General features: G+C 72.0%; 18 protein-coding genes. 10 read left to right on the top strand and 8 right to left on the bottom strand.

Features of this window, described 5'->3' with window-relative positions:
- Nucleotides 1–7: 7 nt before the first annotated feature.
- Entirely contained in the window at nucleotides 8–301 is a 294-nt protein-coding gene (locus tag ACFY9S_RS19915) for a winged helix-turn-helix domain-containing protein (RefSeq protein WP_391130139.1), read from the bottom strand.
- 259 nt (nucleotides 302–560) lie between these two features.
- On the opposite strand from ACFY9S_RS19915, the gene ACFY9S_RS19920 reads away from it, so the two are divergent.
- Nucleotides 561–2,144, top strand: coding sequence for a DHA2 family efflux MFS transporter permease subunit (locus ACFY9S_RS19920; protein ID WP_391130141.1), 1,584 nt, complete (start codon nucleotides 561–563; stop codon nucleotides 2,142–2,144).
- 17 nt (nucleotides 2,145–2,161) lie between these two features.
- Here the strand turns inward: ACFY9S_RS19920 and ACFY9S_RS19925 are convergent, their stop codons facing one another.
- Together ACFY9S_RS19925 and ACFY9S_RS19930 are read right to left on the bottom strand one after the other, a co-directional pair.
- The gene (locus tag ACFY9S_RS19925; RefSeq protein WP_391130143.1) at nucleotides 2,162–2,416 is read right to left on the bottom strand and encodes a DUF6059 family protein; all 255 of its coding nucleotides are present in this window, start codon (nucleotides 2,414–2,416) and stop codon (nucleotides 2,162–2,164) included.
- Nucleotides 2,417–2,451: 35 nt separating this feature from the next.
- On the bottom strand, nucleotides 2,452–3,300 hold the full coding sequence (locus ACFY9S_RS19930) for a transposase domain-containing protein (RefSeq protein ID WP_391130145.1): 849 nt from the start codon (nucleotides 3,298–3,300) through the stop codon (nucleotides 2,452–2,454).
- Nucleotides 3,301–3,547: 247 nt separating this feature from the next.
- Between ACFY9S_RS19930 and ACFY9S_RS19935 the strand changes: the two genes are divergently transcribed.
- The 4 genes from ACFY9S_RS19935 to ACFY9S_RS19950 all read left to right on the top strand — a co-directional run bounded on the left by ACFY9S_RS19935 (nucleotide 3,548) and on the right by ACFY9S_RS19950 (nucleotide 7,795).
- Nucleotides 3,548–4,813: an IS701 family transposase gene (locus ACFY9S_RS19935; RefSeq protein WP_391130148.1), complete on the top strand. Its 1,266-nt coding sequence runs from the start codon at nucleotides 3,548–3,550 to the stop codon at nucleotides 4,811–4,813.
- 168 nt (nucleotides 4,814–4,981) lie between these two features.
- A complete protein-coding gene (gene pcaC, locus ACFY9S_RS19940; RefSeq protein WP_391130151.1) occupies nucleotides 4,982–6,289 on the top strand; it encodes a 4-carboxymuconolactone decarboxylase in 1,308 nt (435 codons plus the stop codon).
- Nucleotides 6,290–6,323: 34 nt separating this feature from the next.
- A complete protein-coding gene (locus ACFY9S_RS19945) occupies nucleotides 6,324–6,962 on the top strand; it encodes an MBL fold metallo-hydrolase (RefSeq protein ID WP_391130154.1) in 639 nt (212 codons plus the stop codon).
- 53 nt (nucleotides 6,963–7,015) lie between these two features.
- The gene (locus ACFY9S_RS19950; RefSeq protein WP_391130157.1) at nucleotides 7,016–7,795 is read left to right on the top strand and encodes an exodeoxyribonuclease III; all 780 of its coding nucleotides are present in this window, start codon (nucleotides 7,016–7,018) and stop codon (nucleotides 7,793–7,795) included.
- A 43-nt stretch (nucleotides 7,796–7,838) separates the two neighbouring features.
- Here the strand turns inward: ACFY9S_RS19950 and ACFY9S_RS19955 are convergent, their stop codons facing one another.
- The gene (locus tag ACFY9S_RS19955; RefSeq protein ID WP_391130160.1) at nucleotides 7,839–9,605 is read right to left on the bottom strand and encodes a GDSL-type esterase/lipase family protein; all 1,767 of its coding nucleotides are present in this window, start codon (nucleotides 9,603–9,605) and stop codon (nucleotides 7,839–7,841) included.
- Nucleotides 9,606–9,825: 220 nt separating this feature from the next.
- Here ACFY9S_RS19955 and ACFY9S_RS19960 point away from each other — a divergent pair, with 220 nt between their 5' ends.
- Nucleotides 9,826–10,233 (top strand): DUF6278 family protein, encoded by a 408-nt coding sequence (locus ACFY9S_RS19960; RefSeq protein WP_062930051.1) that lies wholly within the window; start codon nucleotides 9,826–9,828, stop codon nucleotides 10,231–10,233.
- A gap of 139 nt (nucleotides 10,234–10,372) precedes the next feature.
- Entirely contained in the window at nucleotides 10,373–11,116 is a 744-nt protein-coding gene (locus ACFY9S_RS19965; protein WP_391130164.1) for an ATP-binding cassette domain-containing protein, read from the top strand.
- 223 nt (nucleotides 11,117–11,339) lie between these two features.
- On the opposite strand, the gene ACFY9S_RS19970 is transcribed toward ACFY9S_RS19965, so the two are convergent.
- Together ACFY9S_RS19970 and ACFY9S_RS19975 are read right to left on the bottom strand one after the other, a co-directional pair.
- Nucleotides 11,340–12,908 (bottom strand): CocE/NonD family hydrolase, encoded by a 1,569-nt coding sequence (locus tag ACFY9S_RS19970; protein WP_391130167.1) that lies wholly within the window; start codon nucleotides 12,906–12,908, stop codon nucleotides 11,340–11,342.
- A 116-nt stretch (nucleotides 12,909–13,024) separates the two neighbouring features.
- The gene (locus ACFY9S_RS19975) at nucleotides 13,025–13,786 is read right to left on the bottom strand and encodes a hypothetical protein (protein ID WP_391130170.1); all 762 of its coding nucleotides are present in this window, start codon (nucleotides 13,784–13,786) and stop codon (nucleotides 13,025–13,027) included.
- A 104-nt stretch (nucleotides 13,787–13,890) separates the two neighbouring features.
- On the opposite strand from ACFY9S_RS19975, the gene ggt reads away from it, so the two are divergent.
- Nucleotides 13,891–15,696: a gamma-glutamyltransferase gene (gene ggt / locus ACFY9S_RS19980; RefSeq protein WP_391130172.1), complete on the top strand. Its 1,806-nt coding sequence runs from the start codon at nucleotides 13,891–13,893 to the stop codon at nucleotides 15,694–15,696.
- A gap of 49 nt (nucleotides 15,697–15,745) precedes the next feature.
- On the opposite strand, the gene ACFY9S_RS19985 is transcribed toward ggt, so the two are convergent.
- Both ACFY9S_RS19985 and map read right to left on the bottom strand, forming a co-directional pair.
- Nucleotides 15,746–18,277 (bottom strand): AAA family ATPase, encoded by a 2,532-nt coding sequence (locus ACFY9S_RS19985; protein WP_391130175.1) that lies wholly within the window; start codon nucleotides 18,275–18,277, stop codon nucleotides 15,746–15,748.
- A 187-nt stretch (nucleotides 18,278–18,464) separates the two neighbouring features.
- Nucleotides 18,465–19,232 (bottom strand): type I methionyl aminopeptidase, encoded by a 768-nt coding sequence (map, locus tag ACFY9S_RS19990; RefSeq protein WP_391130178.1) that lies wholly within the window; start codon nucleotides 19,230–19,232, stop codon nucleotides 18,465–18,467.
- Nucleotides 19,233–19,264: 32 nt separating this feature from the next.
- Here map and ACFY9S_RS19995 point away from each other — a divergent pair, with 32 nt between their 5' ends.
- Entirely contained in the window at nucleotides 19,265–19,516 is a 252-nt protein-coding gene (locus tag ACFY9S_RS19995; RefSeq protein WP_391130180.1) for a helix-turn-helix domain-containing protein, read from the top strand.
- 98 nt (nucleotides 19,517–19,614) lie between these two features.
- Nucleotides 19,615–21,630 carry a hypothetical protein gene (locus ACFY9S_RS20000; protein WP_391130183.1) on the top strand — a complete coding sequence of 672 codons (2,016 nt, stop codon included), beginning with the start codon at nucleotides 19,615–19,617 and terminating at the stop codon, nucleotides 21,628–21,630.
- Nucleotides 21,631–21,680: the final 50 nt, after the last annotated feature.

The raw sequence follows: 21,680 nt of genomic DNA on the forward strand, positions 1-21,680 counted from the left end.
TAAACTCCTATGCGTCCAGGCAGGATTGCGGCATGGAGAGCCGGTAGCCGCCGTGGGTGGTCACCAGCGCCTCGGGCGAATCGGGGCAGCCCGGGGACTGCGACTCACCGAGTCCGGGCAGTTTGCGCAGTTGGTAGATGTAGGTCTGCAGGGTGGTGGCGGCGCTGCACGGTGGGCGCTCTTCCCACAGCTCCTCGACGAGTTGATGCAGGGGAACCGTGGTGTTGGCCCGCAGGGCCAGTAGCGCGAGTACCTGACGTACCTTCGGGGCGGATGGCGTGACGTGTACGCCGTCATGCACGACTTGCAGTGTTCCGAGTAAACCGATCTGCAGCACTGGCCCTCCCGTTAAATCGCATCTGACACGGCCTGATGCCCGACGTGAGCGTGCGGTTGATCCCTTGACTCTGGCTTGAGCTGCGCTCGACGAACGAGGGCGATTCGGGGCCTCAAAACCCTCGACAGCGACCACTTCCCCTCGGGTACGCTACACAAAGCATTCATATGCTGAAGGCATTTAGTTGCGAAAAGCTGAGCATGCACCTGACAAGGATTCCCTTATGACGCACCCAGGCACGGGTCCCCTGAGCGGAGCGGCCGCTCCTGCTCAAGCGCTGCCGCCACGTTTCCCCCTCCTGCTCGCGTCCCTGCTGCTGACCAGCGCCATGTCGATGCTCGACCAGTCGATCGTCGCCACCGCCGGGCCCAGCCTGACCGGTGACCTGGGAGCCCTGGACCTCTACAGCTGGACGTTCACGGCGTACATGCTCACGTTCAGCGTGGCCATGCCCATCTACGGGAAACTCGGTGACATTCTCGGGCGCCGGACCGTCTACCTCTTCGCCGTGCTGATCTTCCTCGTGGGCTCCGCCGCCTGCGGCGCCGCCGGTTCGATGGGCCAGCTCATCGCGTTCCGGGCGCTCCAGGGGCTGGGCGGGGGCGGGCTCCAGGTGAGTGCCTTCTCCGTGCTGGGTGATCTGATGCCGCCTCGGCAGCGTGCCAAGTACCAGGGGTGGTTCGCCGGGGTCATGGTGATCGCCAACCTGGCCGGGCCGCTCGCCGGCGGTGTGCTGACCGACCAACTGGGCTGGCGCTGGATCTTCTACGTCAACCTCCCGCTCGGGCTCCTCGCGCTCGCGGGGCTCGCCACCCTGCTGCCCCGCACCGCCCGCCGCACGACACGGCCGCGGATCGACTACTCCGGTACGGCGCTGCTGTGCGTCCTCATCGGCTGCCTGGTCCTCGGCACCGACCGGGCCGGACGGGACGGATGGGGCGACCCGGGCGTCCTCGCGCTCGGTGTCGCGGCGGTGCTGACGGCCGTGCTGTTGGTGCGGCGGGAGCGGTCCGCCGCCGAACCGATCGTCCCGCTGGGCCTGTTCGCGGACCGCACCTTCACCATCTGCGTGGCCGTGGCCTTCGGGGTCAGCTTCGCGTTCTTCGGCTGCGTCAACTTCGTGCCGCTCTTCTACCAGGCCGCGCTGGGTGTCAGCGCCACCCGGACCGGGCTGCTCTTCCTCCCGGCGATGATCGGTATGGCGGTGGCCACGGTCGTGGCGGGACAGGTGATCGCGAAGACCGGGCGGTACAAGTGGTTTCCGGTGGCGAGCACGGCGCTGGCAGGGGTCGCCGCCGCCGTCATGTCGCTGACGTCGCAGGACACCCGTGCCACGGTCGTCGCGCTGCTGCTCGCCGTCATGGGCATCGGGGTCGGACTGTCCTCCCAGGTGACCACGCTCGTAGCCCAGAGCACCGCGCCCCGGGAACACATGGGGGTCAGCACCTCCACGGTGGGCCTCGCCCGCAACCTGGGCACGGCTTTCGGCGCGACGGTCTTCGGCTCCATCCTCAACGCCCGGCTGGCCACCGAGGCAGCGGACCTGCTCCCCGCCAAGACGGCCGAGCGGATCGTCTCGGGCACCTGGGACCCCGCCCGGTCGGGCTCCCTCGCCCCCCGCACGGCCGAGGCGGTCTCGCAGGTCTACGGCAACGCGATGTCGACGGTCTTCCTCTCGGCCGTACCTGTCCTGCTGGTCGGCCTGGTCCTGGCCCTGCTGCTGAAGGACGTGCGACTGGAGGCGCGCGGTCCGGGTGGGCCGAGTGGCCCCGGGGGACCGAGCGCTAAGCCCGGCACCGGTGGGTGAGCGCCGCCCCCTCGGCGTCAGCGGAGGTCCGTGTCCTGCCACACCTCGGCGAGGTCGCTCCATACCGCGCGTTCATGGGCAGGCAGGTGCGAAAGCGACGTCGGGGTGAGGCGTTCCGGGTGGCCCGGGAGCGGGGCGGCCGGCGGGACGGCGTACGGGGAGAAGCCGTAGTACTCCGGTGGGGTCATGGCGCCGAAGGTCTGCCCCACGGCGACCAGTCCCGCCGCCATGTCGTGCCATGCCCGCCGCAGCCATGTCCTTACCTTGCGCACAACGACTCCCTTCACCCGGATTCCGGGGCCCGAAGCTAGTTCCCCGTCCTTGAAGGCGGCTGGAGCGGACGTCCAGTGGAACGCCGACGGTGCCCAGTGGGGGATGAGTCGTCGTCCAGCGGACTTCGAGTGGGGACGGGCACGGTGTTACCGGGGGTCACGTCCACGGCCTGGCGGACCTCCGACCGGCAGGCTGGGCGTGTCGTCCTCCCCCGTGGCGCTGCGCCCAGCCGCCGCCCGGCCGCCGGCAGCCCTGTGTTGCCGGCGGCAACCGGGCCCGTCGTTCGGACGGGGTCACGAAAGCGCCGACACGAACGAGGCCCAGGCGGGGCGTAGGTGGTCTCGCCCGCGGTGGTCGGGCCGAAGACTGCGTCGATGAGGGTGCGGGTGCCGCAGGCGACCAGGGCGAGCAGACGTACCTGCGGGTATCCGGTCCCGCCGTGGTTGCCCGCCTGCTTGGTGAACCGGGTCAGGACGGGGGTGTCGGGGACCGTCAGGGTGGTGCCGTCGAGCGCGACCACCAGCAGCCCGCGCCAGCGGCTCCCCGGCCCATGCCGGGTTGCGGCCGGGCCCCGCAGCAGGTCGAACAGCCACCGCAGCGGTTTGCTGCCCACACGCCGGCGGGCCTGGGCCAGCGCGCTCGCCGTCGGCGCGGCCACCGGCAGCCCAACCAGTGACCCGGTGAGCTTGCGCCACACGCCAAGGTATCCCGTCTCCGGGAACAGGCACGCGGCCAGGACCAGGTACACCACGACCCGGGAGGGCGGATCCCGCAACCGCGACTGCACGGCCCCGGTCGCGCTCAGGGCCTCGTCGATCATCTCGAAGGGAGCAAGCTGGGTGAGCTCACCGAGATGACCGGGCGCGAACTGGCCTCCCGCCACCGTGACGGTACGCGTGATGGCACACTGTTCGGACAGCGGAGCCTCCGGTCTCGTGAACGGCTTGTCTTGGTCGACTGCCAGTTCTGCCGGGGCTCCGCTCCTCATGTCCGGCGAAACCGCACCTCAAGGCCCCCTGGACAACCCCGCCAGGCCCATAACTTCACGGCCTTGGTACTAGCTAGTAGTGCTTGGTCAGGTCGGTTGTGGTGGTGCGTGTCCTTCGGGCCTGGTGTGGCGTTGAGGGTGTGTGACTCCGGACGAGATTGCTTTGGTGCGTGGTGAGTTGGAGGCGTTCGCGGCGGAGGTGTTCGAGCCGTTCGCGCGCAATGACCAGCGCCGGTGGGGGCAGGTCTACCTGCGGGGGCTGCTGACCGACGGGCATCGTAAGTCGGTCGAGCCGATGGCCGCCCGGCTCGGCGAGGACGGTAACCGTCAGGCTCTTGCCAACTTCATCACCACCAGCCCCTGGGATCCGTCGCATATCCGGGCCCAGCTGGCCTGGCGGATGGAGGCAGCGATCCGGCCGAAGGCCCTGGTCTTCGACGACACCGGCTTCCTCAAGGACGGGACCGCCTCGGCGTGCGTGTCACGGCAGTACACCGGCACCGCCGGCAAGGTCACCAACTGCCAGGTGGGCGTCTCACTCCACCTCGCCAGCGACCATGCCTCGGCGGCGGTCAACTGGCGGCTGTTCCTGCCCGAGACCTGGGACCCGGCCTCACCGAAGGCCGACCCGGGCAAGGTCGCCCGCCGCACCGCCTGCGGCACCCCGGACGACGTCGGGTACGTGGAGAAGTGGCAGCTGGCCCTGGACATGCTCGATGAGACCCGCTCCTGGGGACTCGACGTGCCGCTGGCCATCGCGGACGCCGGATACGGCGACGCCGCCGCGTTCCGGCACGGACTGCAGGCCCGCGGCCTGAACTACGTGGTGGGAATCTCCACCACGCTCTCGGCCCAGCCCGCCGACGCGGTGCCGGTGGCCGAGCCGTACTCGGGCAGCGGACGCCCGCCCGTGCCGAAGTACCCCGACCCGCCCCGGTCGGTGAAAGAGCTGGTCATCGCGGCGGGCCGGAAGGCGGCCAGGCCGGTGCAGTGGCGGGAGGGCTCCCGGCCCGGCACCGGCCGCTCCGGGGTCAAGCGGATGTACTCCCGCTTCGTGGCCTTGCGGATCCGGCCCGCCGGACGCGAGATCCGCCAGCACGCCGACGGCCCGGAACTGCCCGAGTGCTGGCTGCTGGCCGAATGGCCTGCCCGTGAGAGCGAGCCGGTCCAGTTCTGGCTGTCCGACCTGCCCGCCGACACCCCTGTGACCACCCTGGTCCGGCTCGCCAAGCTCCGCTGGCGCATCGAGCACGACTACCGGGAGATGAAGCAGGCCCTGGGTCTGGCCCACTTCGAGGGCCGCACCTGGGGCGGATGGCACCACCACGTCACCCTCGTCTCCGTCGCGCATGCCTTCTGCACCCTGCAACGACTGGCCCGGGCCCCAAAAGACGCGGCGCCGGCCTGAGCCTCTACCAAGTCGTCCGCGAGCTACAGACCCTCCTCGCGACCTGGGCCGACGCCTGCCCCACCTGCCACCGCGACATACCCACCCGCACACCGACCTGACCAAGCACTACTAGCTAGGTCCACCCCGGCGATGTGACATCTCGTGACAGATGAGAGGCTCAGACGGGTGAGCGAGACACCACCGAACACCCTGCAATACCGCTTTGACGGGCCAGAAGAGGCTCCCGTCCTGATCCTCGGTCCCTCACTGGGTACCACATGGCACATGTGGGACCGCCAGGTCCCCGAGCTGATCAAGCACTGGCGTGTCTTCCGGTTCGACCTGCCCGGCCACGGCGGCGCTCCCGCGTACCCGGCGGGATCGGTGAGTGACCTCACCACGCGGCTGCTGGCCACCCTCGAAGGGCTCGGCGTGCAGCGCTTCGGCTACGCGGGCTGCGCGCTCGGCGGTGCCGTCGGCATCGAGCTGGCCCTGCGCCACCCGGAGCGGCTCGCCTCGCTCACGCTGATCGCCGCCTCGCCCCGCTTCGGCACGCCCGACGAGTTCCGGCAGCGAGGTGTGATCGTCCGGACGAACGGCCTGGACCCGATCGCCCGCAGCGCACCCGAGCGCTGGTTCACCGGCGGGTTCGCCGCCGCGCAGCCCGCGATCACCGAGTGGGCCGTGCAGATGGTGCGCACCACGGACCCCGGTTGCTACATCGCCTCCTGCGAGGCGCTCGCCTCCTTCGACGTGCGCCCCGAGCTCGGTCGGGTCGGCGTACCGACCCTGGTCCTGGTCGGATCGGACGACCAGGTCACCGGCCCCGCCGAGGCCCGCACGCTGGTCGCCGGCATCCCGGACGCCCGCCTCGCCGTCGTCCCCGGCGCCTCCCACCTGGTCCCGGTGGAGCAGCCCGGGGCGGTCACCGACCTGCTGGTGCGGCACTTCTCCACTGCCTGGCAGCCCGTCTTCGAGGCCTCCACCGGCCAGACCGCCCTGCCCGCGGCCGCACTCAAGCCGGTGCTGTCTCCCGCCCCGCCGCAGCCCCTGCAGACGGGGCCCGTCGCCGAGATCGCCCCGCTCGCCGTACCGCCGCAGGCCCAGGGCCGGCCCGACCCGTACGACGCCGGGATCAAGGTCCGCCGTGAAGTGCTGGGCGATGCGCACGTGGACCGGGCGCTGGCCCAGGCCGACGCGTTCTCCGGGGACTTCCAGGAGTTCATCACCCGTTACGCCTGGGGCGAGATCTGGGACCGCCCCGGCCTGGACCGGCGCACCCGCAGCTGCGTCACCCTCACCGCCCTGGTCGCCGGCGGCCACCTGGACGAGCTGGCCTTCCACACCAGAGCCGCCCTGCGCAACGGCCTCACCCCGGGGGAGATCAAGGAGGTGCTGCTCCAGGCGGCCGTGTACTGCGGTGTCCCGGCCGCGAACAGCGCGTTCAAGGTGGCTCAGCGGGTCATCCGGGAAGAGACCACGCCCCAGGAGTGAGTCCGCGGCAGGAGCGCGGAGGCAGGATGGATCCATGAAGCTCACGAAGAAGTCGCACGCCTGCGTCCGTCTGGAGAAGGACGGCCGGACCCTCGTCCTCGACCCCGGGGCCTTCACCGAGGAGGACGCCGCGCTCGGCGCGGACGCGATCCTCGTCACCCACGAGCACCCCGACCACTTCGACGCGTCCCGGCTGCGCGCCGCGATGGAGAGCAACCCGGCCGCCGAGATCTGGACCCTGCGGGCGGTCGCGGAGAAGATCTCCTCCGCCTTCCCCGGCCGCGTCCACACCGTAGGCCACGGCGACACCTTCACGGCCGCCGGCTTCGACGTCCAGGTCCACGGCGAACTCCACGCGGTGATCCACCCGGACATCCCGCGCGTCACCAACGTCGGCTACCTCGTCGACGGCGGCAGGGTCTTCCACCCCGGCGACGCCCTCACCGTCCCCGACCAGCCGGTCGAGACACTGATGCTCCCCGTCATGGCCCCCTGGAGCAAGATCTCCGAGGTCATCGACTACGTGCGAGAGCTGAAGCCGCAGCGCGCCTACGACATCCACGACGCCCTCCTCACCGACCTGGCCCGTCCGATCTACGACCGGCAGATCGGGCAGCTCGGCGGCGGCGCGCAGCACCTGCGGCTGACGCCGGGGGAGTCCGCCGAGGTCTGAGGCCGCGAGGGGACCGGGCCGCGTTGTCAGACCCGCCGGGTAGGTTGTGGGACATGCGCATCGCGACCTGGAACGTGAACTCGATCACCGCCCGCCTGCCGAGGCTCCTGGCCTGGCTGGAGAGCAGCGGCACGGACGTGCTGTGCCTCCAGGAGGCCAAGGTCGCCGAGGAGCAGTTCCCCGCGGAGCAGCTGCGCGAGCTGGGCTACGAGTCGGCGGTCCACGCGACCGGCCGGTGGAACGGCGTGGCGGTGCTCTCCCGCGTCGGCATCGAGGACGTCGTCAAGGGCCTGCCCGGCGACCCGGGGTTCGACGGCTCGGTGGAGCCCCGCGCCATCTCGGCGACGTGCGGCCCGCTCCGCGTCTGGTCGGTCTACGTGCCCAACGGCCGCGAGGTGGACCACCCGCACTACGCCTACAAGCTCCAGTGGTTCGAGGCCCTCAAGGCCGCCGTCGCCGGTGACGCGGCGGGCAGCCGCCCCTTCGCGGTGATGGGCGACTACAACGTGGCGCCGACGGACGACGACGTCTTCGACCCCGCCTTCTTCGAGGGCTCCACCCACGTCACCCCCGCCGAGCGCGGGGCTCTGGCCTCCCTGCGTGAGGCGGGCCTGTCCGACGTGGTCCCGCGGCCCCTCAAGTACGACCACCCGTTCACGTACTGGGACTACCGTCAGCTCTGCTTCCCGAAGAACCGCGGCATGCGGATCGACCTGGTGTACGCCAACGCGCCCTTCGCCAAGGCGGTCGGCGACGCGTACGTGGACCGCGAGGAGCGCAAGGGCAAGGGCGCCTCGGACCACGCACCCGTGGTCGTGGACCTGGACGTCTAGGACCGTCCAGGACCTGCCGTCCTGCGGCCTGATCCAAACGACCCTAGGGCCGCAGCAGCCGCAGGTCGACCGAGTCCGCCAGGGCCGCCAGGCCCGCGTCCCCCGGGTGCAGACGGTCCCCGCTGTCGTACGCGGGGAGCATCCGGGAAGGCCGCCGCGGGTCACGGACCACGGCGTCGAAGTCGAGCACGCCGTCGAAGGCCTCGCCACCGCGGATCCACTCGTTCACCGCGACCCGCTCGGCGTCGACGTCGGCGGTGCACCGGGCCTCGCCCTCGCAGGGCAGGATCGTCGCGGCGAGCATCCTCAGCCCCCTGGCGTGCCCCCGCGCCGCCAGCTCGCGCAGCCCGGCGATCACCCGCTCCGCCGACGTGCCCCACCGCAGGTCGTTGACGCCCTCGAAGACGACGGCCGTACGCGCCGACGGCTGGGCGAGGACATCCCGGTCGAAGCGGTGCAGGGCGCTCACCCCGGCCGTGTCCGTGGACACCCCGTCGCCGGGGTACCGGTCGGTGACCACGCGGTTGCCCGAGACCCCGAGGTTCAGCACGCCGTAGCGCGGGACGGTGCTCTGCTGCAGGAACCGGCCGGCCAGGACGTTCGGCCAGCGCCGGTTCGCGTCCACCGTGGACCTGTCGCCGTCGGTGATCGAGTCCCCGAGCAGCACCACGGAGCCGGGACCGCCGCTCACATCGACCCCGGCGAGCAGCGGCCAGCGGGTGATCGTCGAGGTGTACGCCCCGGCGGCGGCGTCCGCCGCGTGGTCGCCGGGCTCGCTGACGTACGAGCGCTGCTGGGCGAGCCCGTGCACCGGCGCCGCCGCCACCGTCCCGGGCAGATGGAAGCTAACCAACAGATTGGCGTCCGCCGGCACGGAGAAGCCGAGCGGATCGCTGTACGCCTGGGCCCCGGCCGGGACCGTCACGCCCGCCGCACCGCCGAACGACAGCGCCGCAGGGGTGCCCCGCGAGGCCGCGCCGGACGCCTGCACCGCGACCGTCGCGCTCCCGATCCGCACGGGAGCGGCCGCGAAGGTGTTGTCGAACCGCACCCGCACCCGGGGCCCGCCGGACGACGTGTGCACGACCAGCCGCAGGGTCCGGTCCGTCCAGGGGCCCACGGCGGCGTAGCCTCCCGTGGCTGTCGTCCAGCTGCCCGTCCAGCCCTGCGTGGCGGTCCGCACCGACACCGCGAAGACGTGCAGCCCGGCCGCGCTCGGCAGCCGGACCGAGGTCACCGCGCGCCCCGGCACCAGCGGTACCGTCCTGACGTACAGGCGGGCCTGCCGGGCGAGTTGGCCGCCGGGTGTGTTGAGGTGCGGCAGTGCCACGGCCTTGGTCGCGAGCGGCCCGGTGAGCCAGTCGGGCGCGGTCAGCCGGTAGCCGGAGCGGGTGCCGTTCGCGTACGTGACCGTGCCCGGGCCGCCCACCTCCGTGCCGGCGGTGCCCGTCACCAGGAAGGCCAGGGCGTCCCCGCGGCCCGAGACCCGCACGTCCTGCCCGGCGGCGCGGACGTTGTCCGGCTCGCCGGGCCGGCGCTTCGGCCAGGTCAGCCGGGCGCCCTGCACGGTGAGCGCGCGGCCGGGCGTCCAGCCGGCGGCAGTGAGGTCCCGAGCCGACAGGGAGGCGCCGGAGCCGTCGAAGTCGGCCTCCTGCGGCCGGCTGTCATCGCTGACGGCCACGTTGTCGAACAGCCGCTCCAGCGGCACCGGCGCCGCGCGCCCCCGCTCGGCGGCCTGCGCCGACACCGCCGGCACCAGCGACCCGCACAGGGTCAGGGCGACCAGGATCCCCCGGACACATCGGCGCACGGCCGACTCCTCCCGCTCATCGACACACGACGCGACACACGAAACGCAGAGACGAAACAGAAGGGACAACGACGGCCGGGACACAAGACGCACGGTGAAAATAGGGAGGCGGGAGTGACCCGTCAACGCGCGCCGCGTGAACTCGGCCTGAACTCGACCGGGAGCGGCGGACCCGCGCGCCCTGTGGTGCAAACGGCGGTACGAATGACACGCTGGCAGTATGAACATCCCTTTCCTGGGCAACCGGCGCCAGAAGGTCGGGTTTCCCGACCCCGCAGGCATCGCGGAACTCCTCGCCGAGTGCGAACTGCTCCGCTCCCAGGCGTACCGGGAGGGCGTCCGGCTGGACGACTCGGCGGCCTCCCTGGAGGCGCTCGACCAGCTCGTGCCGCGCTGGCGGGACGACGAGGAGACACTGCCCTGGCTGGGCAACGACGCCGGGCTCTACCTCGGCACCGTCATCGTGCGTACGGTGCCGGGAGCCGCCTGGGAGATCCGGTCCGACGGCCAGCCGGTCGTACGACTGGTCTCCGGCCGGGAGTTCGATGTCGTGGACTCCGGGCACGAGTGGGCGGTGAACGGGGTCCCCGAGCTGTCGCAGCTGTACGCCGAAGTCGCGGAGTCGTGAGCCCCATGACCCAACCTTTGGCCCAAAGTCCGACGTAAATACGGCTAATGATCGAAAAGTGCGTGTCGCCCGACAAGTCCGATCTTGCCTGGATACGTTGCGGCAACCACCACACAGCTGAGAGTGAGTAGGGCTGAGCATGGCCGTCGAGCCGCTGATCGAGCTGCGTGACGTCAACAAGCACTTCGGGGAGCTGCATGTCCTGCAGGACATCAACCTCACCGTCGCCCGGGGGGAGGTGGTCGTGGTCATCGGCCCGTCGGGGTCGGGAAAGTCCACCCTGTGCCGGGCGATCAACCGGCTGGAGACCATCGAGTCCGGGGAGATCGTCCTCGACGGGCAGCCGCTGCCCGAGGAGGGAAAGCCCCTGGCCCGGCTGCGCGCGGACGTGGGCATGGTCTTCCAGGCGTTCAACCTCTTCGCCCACAAGACCGTCCTGCAGAACCTCTCCCTGGGGCAGGTCAAGGTGCGCGGGCGCAAGAAGGAGGATGCCGACAAGCGCTCCCGTGAACTGCTCGACCGGGTCGGCGTCGCCGACCAGGCGGACAAGTACCCGGCGCAGCTCTCCGGCGGCCAGCAGCAGCGCGTGGCCATCGCCCGTGCCCTGGCCATGGAGCCCAAGGCGATGCTCTTCGACGAGCCGACCTCGGCCCTCGACCCGGAGATGATCAACGAGGTACTGGAGGTCATGAAGCAACTGGCCCGCGACGGCATGACCATGATCGTCGTCACGCACGAGATGGGCTTCGCCCGCTCGGCCGCCAACCGCGTCGTCTTCATGGCCGACGGCCGGATCGTCGAGGACCGCACCCCCGACGAGTTCTTCACCAACCCCACCAGCGACCGCGCCAAGGACTTCCTCTCCAAGATCCTCAAGCACTGAACGGGCAGGCACCGAACGGCTCATCGGATCGGACCTCGACTACGATGTGCCCTTCATCCCTGTCGGAGAGGGGGACTTCGCGGAAGACCGCCGATCCCGCCAGGGGTGAGCAGACCGCCCGCCCGGTCCGTGGGGCACTCCCCACCGGGTGCGGCCCCCACGGCCCGAAGGCCACGGGGGCGGCGGTTCACATCGGCCAGGCTCGTCCGGCGGCAGCCGGAGATCACTGCTCGCGCAGCGGAACCGACACGTACGACGGGTCGTTCGCCGGTGAGGAGAAGGTCAGCTGCGCGCCGGACGGGTTGTGCTCGATGTAGAGCGGGTCGACCGTGTCGACGACCAGGGCGAGGCGATGCCCGGCCGGGACGTCATAGGCCGTGGAGTTCAGCTCCAGGTCGACGCCGAACGGCTTTCCGGGGGTGCGCCCGTGGAAGGTGTACGGCGCGTGGGTGACCAGCTTGCCGAGGCCGAGCGGCCCCACGTCGTACAGGTAGGCGACGAGGGTGCCGCTCTCCTTGGTCGGGGTGAGGGTCGTGTGCAACCTGGTCGTCCCGCGCACCCGTTGGGTCGCGGCGTACTTCTCCGACTGCCAGACTGCGGCCCAGCGGCGGGGGAGCAGCGGGATCGAGGCCATGGGGGGCAGTTGGGCCACCTGGTCGAGGATGCTGGACAGGAAGACGACACCGCCGTCCGCCCCCGAGTTCACGTTCGCGCGGATCGTCTTCGAGCCTCCGAGGGCGATCTTCCGGTCGGTCGCACCGGCCGACTTCCAGTCGGGGTAGCCCTCGTAGCCGCCGGAGGAACGGGACTTGAGCTGGACGGGCTGCTCGCGGTCGATGCCGTTGTCCTCGCCCCTGAGGTAGTGGTCGAACCAGCGCTCGGTGTCCGTCCACACGTCGTTGGGCAGCCCGAACAGGCCGGTCATCTCGGCCGTGGCATGGTCGCCGGGCCGCATCTCCAGCCGCTTCGGGCCGGTCAGCTTCTCGTAGAAGTCGGCGTACTGGTTGGGCGGGAAGATGCTGTCGCCCCAGGCGTTGGCGAGCATGATCGCCGTGCCGTTCTCGTTGATCCGGTCGACGTACATCGCGGCGGAACGTTTCTTCCCCCAGGCGACGAGTTCCGGTTCCTTCGCCAGGTTGGAGCTGTAGAAGTCGTCGAAGATCTGCCGGAGTTCGGCGCTCTGGCGGCCCGTCACCAGGCTCGCGCCGTCCAGCAGGGCGGACGCCTGGACGTGCTGGGTGCGCCCGGCGTAGATCGAGTCGATCAGATCGGCCCAGCCGCTGAGTGAGGCGACCGCTTTGACCCGCTTGTCGTGCGCGGCGGTGAGCAGACTGATGCCCGCACCGTAGGAGACCCCCGCCATGCCGACGTGCCCGGCGTTCGCGGGGGTGTGGGCGAGGGCCCAGTCGATGACCTTCGACGCGTCGGCGACATCGGGTGGGCCCGCCACTTCTATCTCGCCGCCCGACTGCCAGAACCCGCGCACGTTGTAGGTGACGACGACGTACCCGGAGTCGGCGAGCTTCTGTGCCTGGGCCAGGTACTCGATCTGGGGCAGGCCCCAGCTCGTGGGCATGACGAGCAGCGGGTAGCGGTCGGTGCCGCGGGTACCGGCCGGGGTCACGACGTTGGCCTTGAGGACGGTGCCGCCGTCGCCGGCGATGTCGACGAAGCGGACGGGGTTCGGCGCCGCCTGGGCGGTGGGGGCGAATCCGAGGGCGGTGCCGGCGACCAGGGTCGCCGAGACGGCGCCTGCGGCGGTGGTGCGCAAGGCCTTGCGGTGGGGTCCCACGGGTCACTCCTCACTCGTGTCAGTGCAAAGTGACCGAACGGTAACCTCGACCTCTTACCAGGGGTAACCCGTCGGTAAGTTACGTGCCAGTAACGATTGTTGAGCAGTGGAGGACTTCAGGAGGCACGGTGTGTAGTGCGTGGAGCCGTCGCCGCGGTGGGCAGTGCGGTCTGCGCCGCCCGCGTCACGTCCTCCACCAGTTTGACGACGTCCGGGCCGTACGCCTGCGAGTTGATCACCTTGAGCAGCAGCACGAACGATCCCGTGCGGTACTTGCGGGTCAGGCGCTCGTGGTTGCGGGCCAGGTAGCGGGTGGCGGCCTGGTTGGTGATGGCCCGCTGGCCGCAGAAGAGGAACACGGGCCGGGCGTCGCGGCGGTCGCCGACGGTGAGCCGCGCCAGCAGCACGTACTCCGTGATGCCCGGGTCCATGCGGTAGCGCTCGCCGCCGATCTGGAAGGCACCCCGGTCCGGCCCCGGTTCGGCGTCGATGTTGACACGCACGCCGGGCAGCATGGCCGACATGTGCGCCATCATGCGGCGGTTCGACCCCGGGCCGCCCACACAGAACTCCGTGCGCTCCCCGAAGCCCTGATGCGCCGAGTCCTGGGTGACGACGTGGAGGTGCGCCCCGCAGTCCTTGATCAGCGCCGAGAGCTCGAGAAGCGCGTACACGTCGAAGCGGTGGACCGCCGGTTCGCTCGCGGCCGGATCGCGGTTGACGACGAGCAGGGACTCGGAGTTCTCGGGCAGCCCGAAGAAGGCCTGCTTGCGCCGGAGTTTGCGCTTCCACAGGAGCGTACGGGTGAGCCAGCCGAGCGCGGCGCTGATGCCCGCCGCCATCACGCCCAGAACGATGTTGCGCACGTCGTCATTCATGGGCGCGCATGGTAGCGGGCCCGACGCACCGGTGTTCGACGCCTGCCTGACGCGGCCATGGCGATGAATTAAGCTGCGCGGACGGCCTTTGACTGGAGGTGCGGATGCGTCGCCCTGTCGCACGGAATCTGACGGTCCTTGCGGTTTCGGCCGCTGCGGTGGTGTCGGTGGGAGCGGCGGCGCCGCCACCCGCCGCGCAGAGCCCCGGCGGGGGGAAGACCCCGCTGGCCGTCGGCTACGGGGGCGCCGTCTCCAGCGTCGACCCGGACGCTTCCGCCGCCGGGATCGAGATCCTGAGGAAGGGCGGCAACGCCGTCGACGCGGCCGTCGCCACGGCCGCCGCGCTCGGCGTCACCGAGCCCTATTCCGCCGGCATCGGCGGGGGCGGCTACTTCGTGTACTACGACGCCAAGTCCCGCACCGTACGGACCATCGACGGCCGAGAGACCGCCCCGCTGACCGCGGACGAGAACCTGTTCGTCGAGAACGGCAAGCCCCTGGCCTTCGCCGACGCCGTCAGCAGCGGCCTGAGCGTCGGCACCCCGGGCACGCCCGCCACCTGGCAGACGGCTCTCGACCGGTGGGGCAGCAAGCGGCTCTCCAGCGTGCTGAAGCCCGCCGAGCGGATCGCCCGCGACGGCTTCACGGTCGACGAGACGTTCCGGTCCCAGACGGCGTCCAACGAGGCCCGTTTCCGCTACTTCCCGGACACCACCCAGCTGTTCCTGCCGGGCGGGCGGCTCCCCGTCGTCGGCTCCACCTTCAAGAACCCCGACCTCGCCCGTACGTACGCGGAGCTGGGACGCAAGGGCGTCGACACGCTGTACCACGGCCGGCTCGGCCGGGACGTCGTCGACACGGTCAACAAGCCGCCGGTGGACCCCGGCTCCGGCTGGAACGCCCGGCCCGGCGACCTGTCCGCCAAGGATCTGGCCGCCTACCGCACCAAGGTCCAGGCACCCACCAGGACCTCGTACCGGGGTCTCGGCGTCCACTCCATGGCGCCGTCCTCCTCCGGAGGCACGACGGTCGGGGAGGCGCTCAACATCCTGGAGCGGACCGACCTGTCGAAGGCGAGCAAGGCCCGCTATCTGCACCGCTTCATCGAGGCCAGCCGGATCGCGTTCGCCGACCGGGGCCGGTGGGTTGGCGACCCCGCCTTCGAGGACGTGCCGACGAAGGAACTGCTGTCGCAGAGGTTCGCCGACGCGCGCGAGTGCCTCATCAAGGACGACGCCGTGCTCACCAGCCCGGTGCCCCCCGGCGACCCGCGTCATCCCGAGCGGTGCGGCTCCGGCGGTACGGCCGCGCCGACGACCTACGAGGGCGACAGCACCACGCACCTGACGGTGGCCGACAAGTGGGGGAACGTCGTCGCCTACACCCTCACCATCGAGCAGACCGGCGGCAGCGGGATCACCGTCCCCGGGCGGGGGTTCATCCTCAACAACGAGCTGACGGACTTCTCCTTCACGCCCGCCAACCCCGCGGTGCACGACCCCAATCTGCCGGGGCCGGGCAAGCGGCCGCGGTCGTCGATCTCGCCGACGATCGTGCTGGACCGGCACGACAAGCCCGTGGTGGCGCTGGGGTCGCCGGGCGGGGCGACGATCATCACGACCGTTCTGCAGACGCTGACCGGGTTCGTCGACCGGGGACTGCCGCTGGCCGACGCGATCGCCGCGCCCCGGGCCAGTCAGCGCAACGCCGCGCAGACCGAGCTGGAGCCCGGCCTGTACGACAGTGCCGTGCGGAAGCAGCTCGAGGCGATCGGGCACTCCTTCAAGGTCAACCCTGAGATCGGTGCCGCTACGGGTGTTCAGCGACTGCCCGGCGGAAAGTGGCTGGCAGCCGCCGAGAGCGTACGGCGGGGCGGGGGGTCGGCGATGGTGGTGCGGCCGGTGCGCTGAGGGCCCTCCGCGGGAGTGTGGGGGCTGAGCGCGCAGTTCCCCGCGCCCCTCAGGGCGTTGCCGTCTCGGGCGTGCGGAAGGCGAGGCTGCCGTCCTCCACGTCGACCGAGACCCGGCCGCCTTCCTCGACCCTGCCGTCCAGCAGCAGGCGTGACAGCTCGTTGTCCACCTCGCGCTGGATGGTGCGGCGGAGCGGGCGGGCACCGTACTCCGGCTGGTAGCCGCGGTCGGCCAGCCATTCCACCGCGCGGTCGGTGAAGGTCACCGTGATGCCCTTGCTCTGCACGAGGGAACGGGTGCGGTCCAGCAGCAGGTTGGTGATCCGGCGCAGCTGCTCCGTGGTGAGCTGGCGGAAGACGACGATCTCGTCGATGCGGTTGAGGAACTCGGGGCGGAAGTGCTCGCGCAGGGGCCGCAGGATCTGTTCGCGGCGGGCCTCCTCGTCCGCGTCGGCGCCGCCCGCGGCGAAGCCCGTCGTGGCGCCCCGGCGGGTGATCGCCTCGGAGCCGAGGTTGCTCGTCATCACGATGACCGTGTTGCTGAAGTCCACCGTGCGGCCCTGGGAGTCGGTCAGCCGGCCGTCGTCGAGGACCTGGAGCAGGATGTTGAAGACGTCCGGGTGGGCCTTCTCCACCTCGTCCAGCAGCAGCAGCGAGTACGGGTGGCGGCGCACGACCTCGGTCAGCTGGCCCGCCTCCTCGTGGCCCACGTAGCCGGGCGGGGCGCCGATCAGCCGGCTGACGGTGTGGCGCTCCTGGTACTCGCTCATGTCGAGCCGGACCATGCGGTCCTCGCTGCCGAACAGCGCCTCGGCGAGCGCCCGGGCCAGTTCGGTCTTGCCGACGCCCGTCGGGCCGAGGAACAGGAAGCTGCCGATCGGGCGGTCGGGGGCCGCCAGCCCGGCGCGGGAGCGCAGCACCGCGTCCGAGACGACCCGCACGGCCTCGTCCTGGCCGACCACCCGCTGGTGCAGATGCTCCTCCAGGCCCAGCAGACGGTCCTTCTCCTCCTGGGTGAGGCTGCTGACCGGGATGCCCGTCTGCCGGGACACCACCTCGGCGATCGACTCGGCCCCGACCACCAGGTCCTGACCCTCGTCGATCTCGCTGTCGCCGCCGGCGTCGGTGATCCGCTGCTTCACGTCCACGATGCGGTCGCGCAACTGGGTGGCCTGCTCGTACTGCTCGTCCGCGACCGCCTGGTCCTTGTCCCGGGTCAGCTGCTCCAGCTCCCGCTCCAGGGCCCGTACGTCCGTGCCCTTGGTCCGCGCCCGCAGCCGCACCCGGGCACCGGCCTGGTCGATCAGGTCGATCGCCTTGTCCGGCAGGCGGCGGTCGGAGAGGTAGCGGTCCGACAGCTCCACGGCGCTCACCAGTGCCTCGTCGGTGTAGCGGACCTGGTGGTGGGCCTCGTAGCGGTCCTGGAGGCCGCGCAGGATCTCGATGGCGTCCGCGGGCGTCGGCTCCGGCACCATGATCGGCTGGAAGCGGCGGGCCAGCGCCGCGTCCTTCTCGATCCGGCGGTACTCCTCCAGTGTGGTGGCGCCCACGATGTGCAGCTCGCCCCGGGCCAGGGCCGGCTTGAGGATGTTGCCGGCGTCCATCGAGCTGCCGTCGCCGCCACCGGAACCGGCACCCACGACCGTGTGCAGCTCGTCGATGAAGATGATCAACTGGTCGGAGTGGGCGCGGATCTCGCCCACGATGTTGTTCATCCGCTCCTCGAAGTCACCCCGGTAGCGGGTGCCCGCGACCACACCCGTGAGGTCCAGGGCGACCACGCGGCGCCCGATCAGCACGTCGGGCACGTCCGCCTCGGAGATGCGCTGCGCCAGCCCCTCCACGATGGCCGTCTTGCCGACCCCCGCGTCACCGATCAGCACCGGGTTGTTCTTGCCGCGCCGGGAGAGGACCTCGACGGTCTGCTCGATCTCCTGGTCCCGGCCGATCACCGGGTCGATCCGGCCCTGCCGGGCCAGCTCGGTGAGGTCACGCCCGTACTTGTCGAGCGTCGGCGTGTTCGTCGGGCGCGGGCGCTCGGCCTGGGGTGCCTCCGGTGCCTCGGGCGGTTCGGAGGGGGCGAAGCGGGCCGCGTTCAGGATGTGCCCGGCGGCCGAGTCGGGGTTCGACGCCAGGGCGCTGAGCACGTGCTCCGGGCCGATGTAGCCGTAGCCGCGGGCCCGGGCCATGTCGTGCGCGTCCAGCAGGGCACGCTTGGCGGCGGGGGTGAGGGATAGCGCGGTCGGCGGCGGGGCGTCGTCCGGCGTGTGCTGGGCCGGGCCCGAGCGGTCGTCGATCTGCGACGCCAGCGAGTCGGGGTTCGCGCCGGCCTTGCTGAGCAGGGTGCGCGTGGGCTCGGTGGCGAGCGCCGCCCGCAGCAGATGCTGCGTGTCGAGGTCCCGGCTACCGTGCTCGGCGGCGTACTGGGCGGCGCCGCGGACGAGCTCCCGGGCCGGCTGGCTGAGCAGCCGCCCGAGATCGATCTGCCGGGGACCGGGACGCGGTCCGCCGAAGAAGCGTGCGAGGAATTCTCCGAAGGGATCCGAGCCGTAGCCCTCCGGGCTGGTGAAGCCGCTGCTCATGGGCCTTCCGTTCCCGGCGTCCCCGGCGCGCGGGCGGGGGACGCCCTCGCTTGTCGACGTGCCGGGGTCGGGTAACCCGGGTGGCAGCCGGTTACACCTGGGGCGCGCTCGTAGAACACCTTCGCACGATCGCCGACAAGGGGCACCTTCGGGGCATAGCAGGGCATTCCTGGCGCCGACGCCAAGGTCAGCGCGCGGTCAGGATCCTCGGGCCCGACTCCGTGATCGCCACCGTGTGCTCGGCGTGGGCCGCGCGGGAGCCGTCGTTCGTCTTCAGGGTCCAGCCGTCGGGGGCGGCGTGGAAGTCGTCCGTGCCGCCCGCGACGACCATGGGCTCGATCGCCAGCACCATGCCGTGCCGCAACCGCATGCCCCGCCCGGGACGGCCCTCGTTCGGCACCCCGGGGTCCTCGTGCATGCGGCGGCCGATGCCGTGGCCGCCGAAGCCGTCCGGGATGCCGTAACCGGCGCCGCGGCACACCGTGCCGATCGCGTGGGCGATGTCGCCGATGCGATTGCCGACGACGGCCGCCTCGATGCCGGCCGCCAGGGCCCGCTCGGCGGTCTCGATCAGGCGGAGGTCCGCCTCGCGCGGGGTGCCCACGACGAAACTGAGCGCGGAGTCGCCGACCCAGCCGCCCAGTTCGGCGCCGAAGTCGATGGAGACGAGGTCGCCGTCGCGCAGGCGGTAGCGGCCCGGGATGCCGTGCACGATCGCGTCGTTGACCGAGACGCAGAGGACGGCGGGGAAGGGGGTCGGTGCGAAGGACGGGCGGTATCCCAGGAAGGGTGACGTCGCGCCCGCCTCGCGCAGTACGCCGTGCGCGACCTCGTCCAGTTCCAGCAGGGATACGCCCACGGCGGCGGCCTGCCGGGCGGCCGTCAGGGCCCGGGCGACGACCTGGCCCGCTTCGTACATCGCGTCGATGGAGGTGTCTGTCTTGAGCTCAACCATGCCAATTACTATACCGGTATTAGAATGGGGTCATGGTGCGCACCCCTCTCACTCCCGAAGAGCGCGAACGCGGCGAGCGGCTCGGCAAGCTGCTGCGTGAGGCGCGTGGTGGCCGGAGCATGACTCAGATCGCGGCGAGCGCGGGCATCTCCGCGGAGACCCTCCGGAAGATCGAGACCGGCCGGGCCCCGACCCCGGCCTTCTTCACGGTGGCCGCGCTGGCCGGAGCGCTCGGGCTGTCCATGGACGAACTGGCCGGGCAGTGCGTGCCGGTGCCCCTCTGAGGCTCCCGCGCCACGCGTGAAAACTCCCCGTAGCACGCCCGTAACACGACTGGTGTTGCCTACGGGGCGGAGTGCTCCGGTCTCACGGGAGTTGAGCGATGGCGGCGGATCAACTCCCGGCAGAAGTCGGCGAGTTCGTGACCTACTTGGGCGGTCTGCTGGCGCGCCTGGACCCGTCCGGCGGATGGTGCGCGGTGTTCTGGCGACGCGACCCGGAGGGCATGCGGGCCTGCCTCGAAGGACGCGAGATGCCGCCCTGGGACGTGGTCGAGGCCCTGCTGCGGGACCTCGCCGGGCAGTACGGCCCGGGGGGAGCCGACCCGGAGGCGGACCGGGCCCGCGCCCTGCACGCCGCAGCGCTCGCCGCGTACGACGGCCGGCCCGGGGGCCGCGACGCCCTCGGCGACCGTCTCGACGTCATGCTCCGCGAACAGAAGTACGCCGCCGAACGCCAGGCCGCCCTGGCCCGTCACCTGACCTCGGCCACGACCCGCGAGGAGGCGGACGCCCTGCGCCTGGACCTGGCCTGGGCCCGGGACGACCACGAACGGGCCGCAGCGCGCTGCGCTGAGCTCCGGGCGCGGATGGCCCGCCTGGACCGACGTGACGAGGAGGTCCGCCCGGGGGCGTGGGACGCCGCCACCGGACTGCGCGGCGCCGGGGCGAGGCCGTCCCTCGCCGGTGACCGGTACGAACCCGGGGCCCCGCGGGCCGTGACCGGTGCCGTCGGCCGGCACGGCGCCGGAGACCCGGGAGCGGCGGGGGGCCCGGCCGGCCCGGGGGAGGCCGCCGGGTCCGACGTGTTCCCGGCCCGTGCCGAGGCCGACGCAGCCGGCCGGTACGACGCCGTGGTCCCGGACGCGCGGGGGCACGCCGCGCAGCGTCCGGCGGACCAGGGAGCGGGGCGGCGCGCCCCGCAGTACCCCGGGGGCCCGGCCGGCCCGGGGGAGGTCGCCGGGTCCGACGGGTTCCCGGCCCGTGCCCCGGCCGGGGCCGATCCCGTCGGCCGGTACGACGCCGTAGCTCCGGAGGCCGGGCGGCGCGTCCCGCAGTACCCCGGGGGCCCCGCCGCCCCCGGGCAAGCCGCCGAGGCCGTCAGATCCGACGCGCACCCCGCCCCCGCCCCTGCTCCGGCCGATCCCGTCGGCCGGTACGGCCCCGAAGCCGCCGAGGCCCGGCGGCGCGCCCCGCAGTATCCCGGGAGCCCCGCCGCCCCCGGGCAAGCCGTCGCGGGCGGCACGTCAGGCCGGAGCACCGCTTGGGGCGCAGCCCCGGCCGCGACCGTCCCCGGCGCGTTCGGCGCCCCGACCACCGACGCCGCCCCAGCCGCTCCCGAAGCCCCGGCGCCCCCACCTTCCACCCCCAAGCAGCGCAAACGCCGTCGTGGCGGTGCTCGCTTCGCCGGGATGGCGGACGAGGGCGCCGCGGCCGTCGCCGTGCCGCCGACGGCTGACGTGCCGGTGCTGCCCGCGCCCGCCCCCGCGAGCGCGAGCACCGGCCGTACCCCACGTGGCGCGCGGTTCGCCGGGGCCGTCGGGGAGGCGGTGGTGGAGCGCCCGGCGCGGGAGGCCGGCGCGGCGAGGGCTGCGGACGTGGCCGAGGTCGGACGGACCGTCGACCTGCTGGCCCGGCTGCGGAGCGAAGGGCGCAGCGGGGAGGCCCACGCGCTGCTGACCGAGGTCGCCTCATGGGAGCCCGCCCGGTTTCCCCTGTTCGTGGAGCGGCTGCACGTCGCCCGTCTGGACGCCGACTGGCAGACCCTGCTGTGGGAGGCCGCCTCGCTGCCCGCCGGGCGGCTGGTCGCAGCCGCCGACGCACTGGTCGCGGCCGGGCGGGCGGAGGACGGGCAGCACATGCTGCGGCAGGGGATCGCACGGCCGCCCGGCGAGGTCGGGGACGCCGTCCTCGGCCTGGCCGCCGAGGGGCGCCACCGCGAGGTGCGCGTGCTGCTCGACGCCTACGTGCGGGCCCGGACCCCCGAGGAAGCCGCCCGCAGCGCCGAACCCGACCCGCGGCGTCTCGTACCGCTCCTCCTGGAGGCCGCCCGGGGCGTGTCGGACGAGTGCAGCTGGGATCTCGTGCACGCCCTGCGGGTCGCCGGATTCGCCGCCTGACCGGCGACGTCACGCCCCGGGCGGCTCACCCACAGGAGTGTGAATCGCGC

Origin of the sequence: Streptomyces sp. NPDC012474 (assembly GCF_042955185.1) — a bacterium.
GTDB lineage: Bacteria > Actinomycetota > Actinomycetes > Streptomycetales > Streptomycetaceae > Streptomyces > Streptomyces cahuitamycinicus.

Coding starts and splice junctions, on each gene's coding strand:
- ACFY9S_RS19920 (WP_391130141.1), top strand. CDS start 561: ATGACGCACCCAGGCACGGGTCCCCTGAGCGGAGCGGCCGCTCCTGCT.
- ACFY9S_RS19945 (WP_391130154.1), top strand. CDS start 6,324: ATGAAGCTCACGAAGAAGTCGCACGCCTGCGTCCGTCTGGAGAAGGAC.
- ACFY9S_RS19950 (WP_391130157.1), top strand. CDS start 7,016: ATGCGCATCGCGACCTGGAACGTGAACTCGATCACCGCCCGCCTGCCG.
- ACFY9S_RS19960 (WP_062930051.1), top strand. CDS start 9,826: ATGAACATCCCTTTCCTGGGCAACCGGCGCCAGAAGGTCGGGTTTCCC.
- ACFY9S_RS19965 (WP_391130164.1), top strand. CDS start 10,373: ATGGCCGTCGAGCCGCTGATCGAGCTGCGTGACGTCAACAAGCACTTC.
- ACFY9S_RS19975 (WP_391130170.1), bottom strand. CDS start 13,786: ATGAATGACGACGTGCGCAACATCGTTCTGGGCGTGATGGCGGCGGGC.
- ggt (WP_391130172.1), top strand. CDS start 13,891: ATGCGTCGCCCTGTCGCACGGAATCTGACGGTCCTTGCGGTTTCGGCC.
- ACFY9S_RS19985 (WP_391130175.1), bottom strand. CDS start 18,277: ATGAGCAGCGGCTTCACCAGCCCGGAGGGCTACGGCTCGGATCCCTTC.
- map (WP_391130178.1), bottom strand. CDS start 19,232: ATGGTTGAGCTCAAGACAGACACCTCCATCGACGCGATGTACGAAGCG.
- ACFY9S_RS19995 (WP_391130180.1), top strand. CDS start 19,265: ATGGTGCGCACCCCTCTCACTCCCGAAGAGCGCGAACGCGGCGAGCGG.
- ACFY9S_RS20000 (WP_391130183.1), top strand. CDS start 19,615: ATGGCGGCGGATCAACTCCCGGCAGAAGTCGGCGAGTTCGTGACCTAC.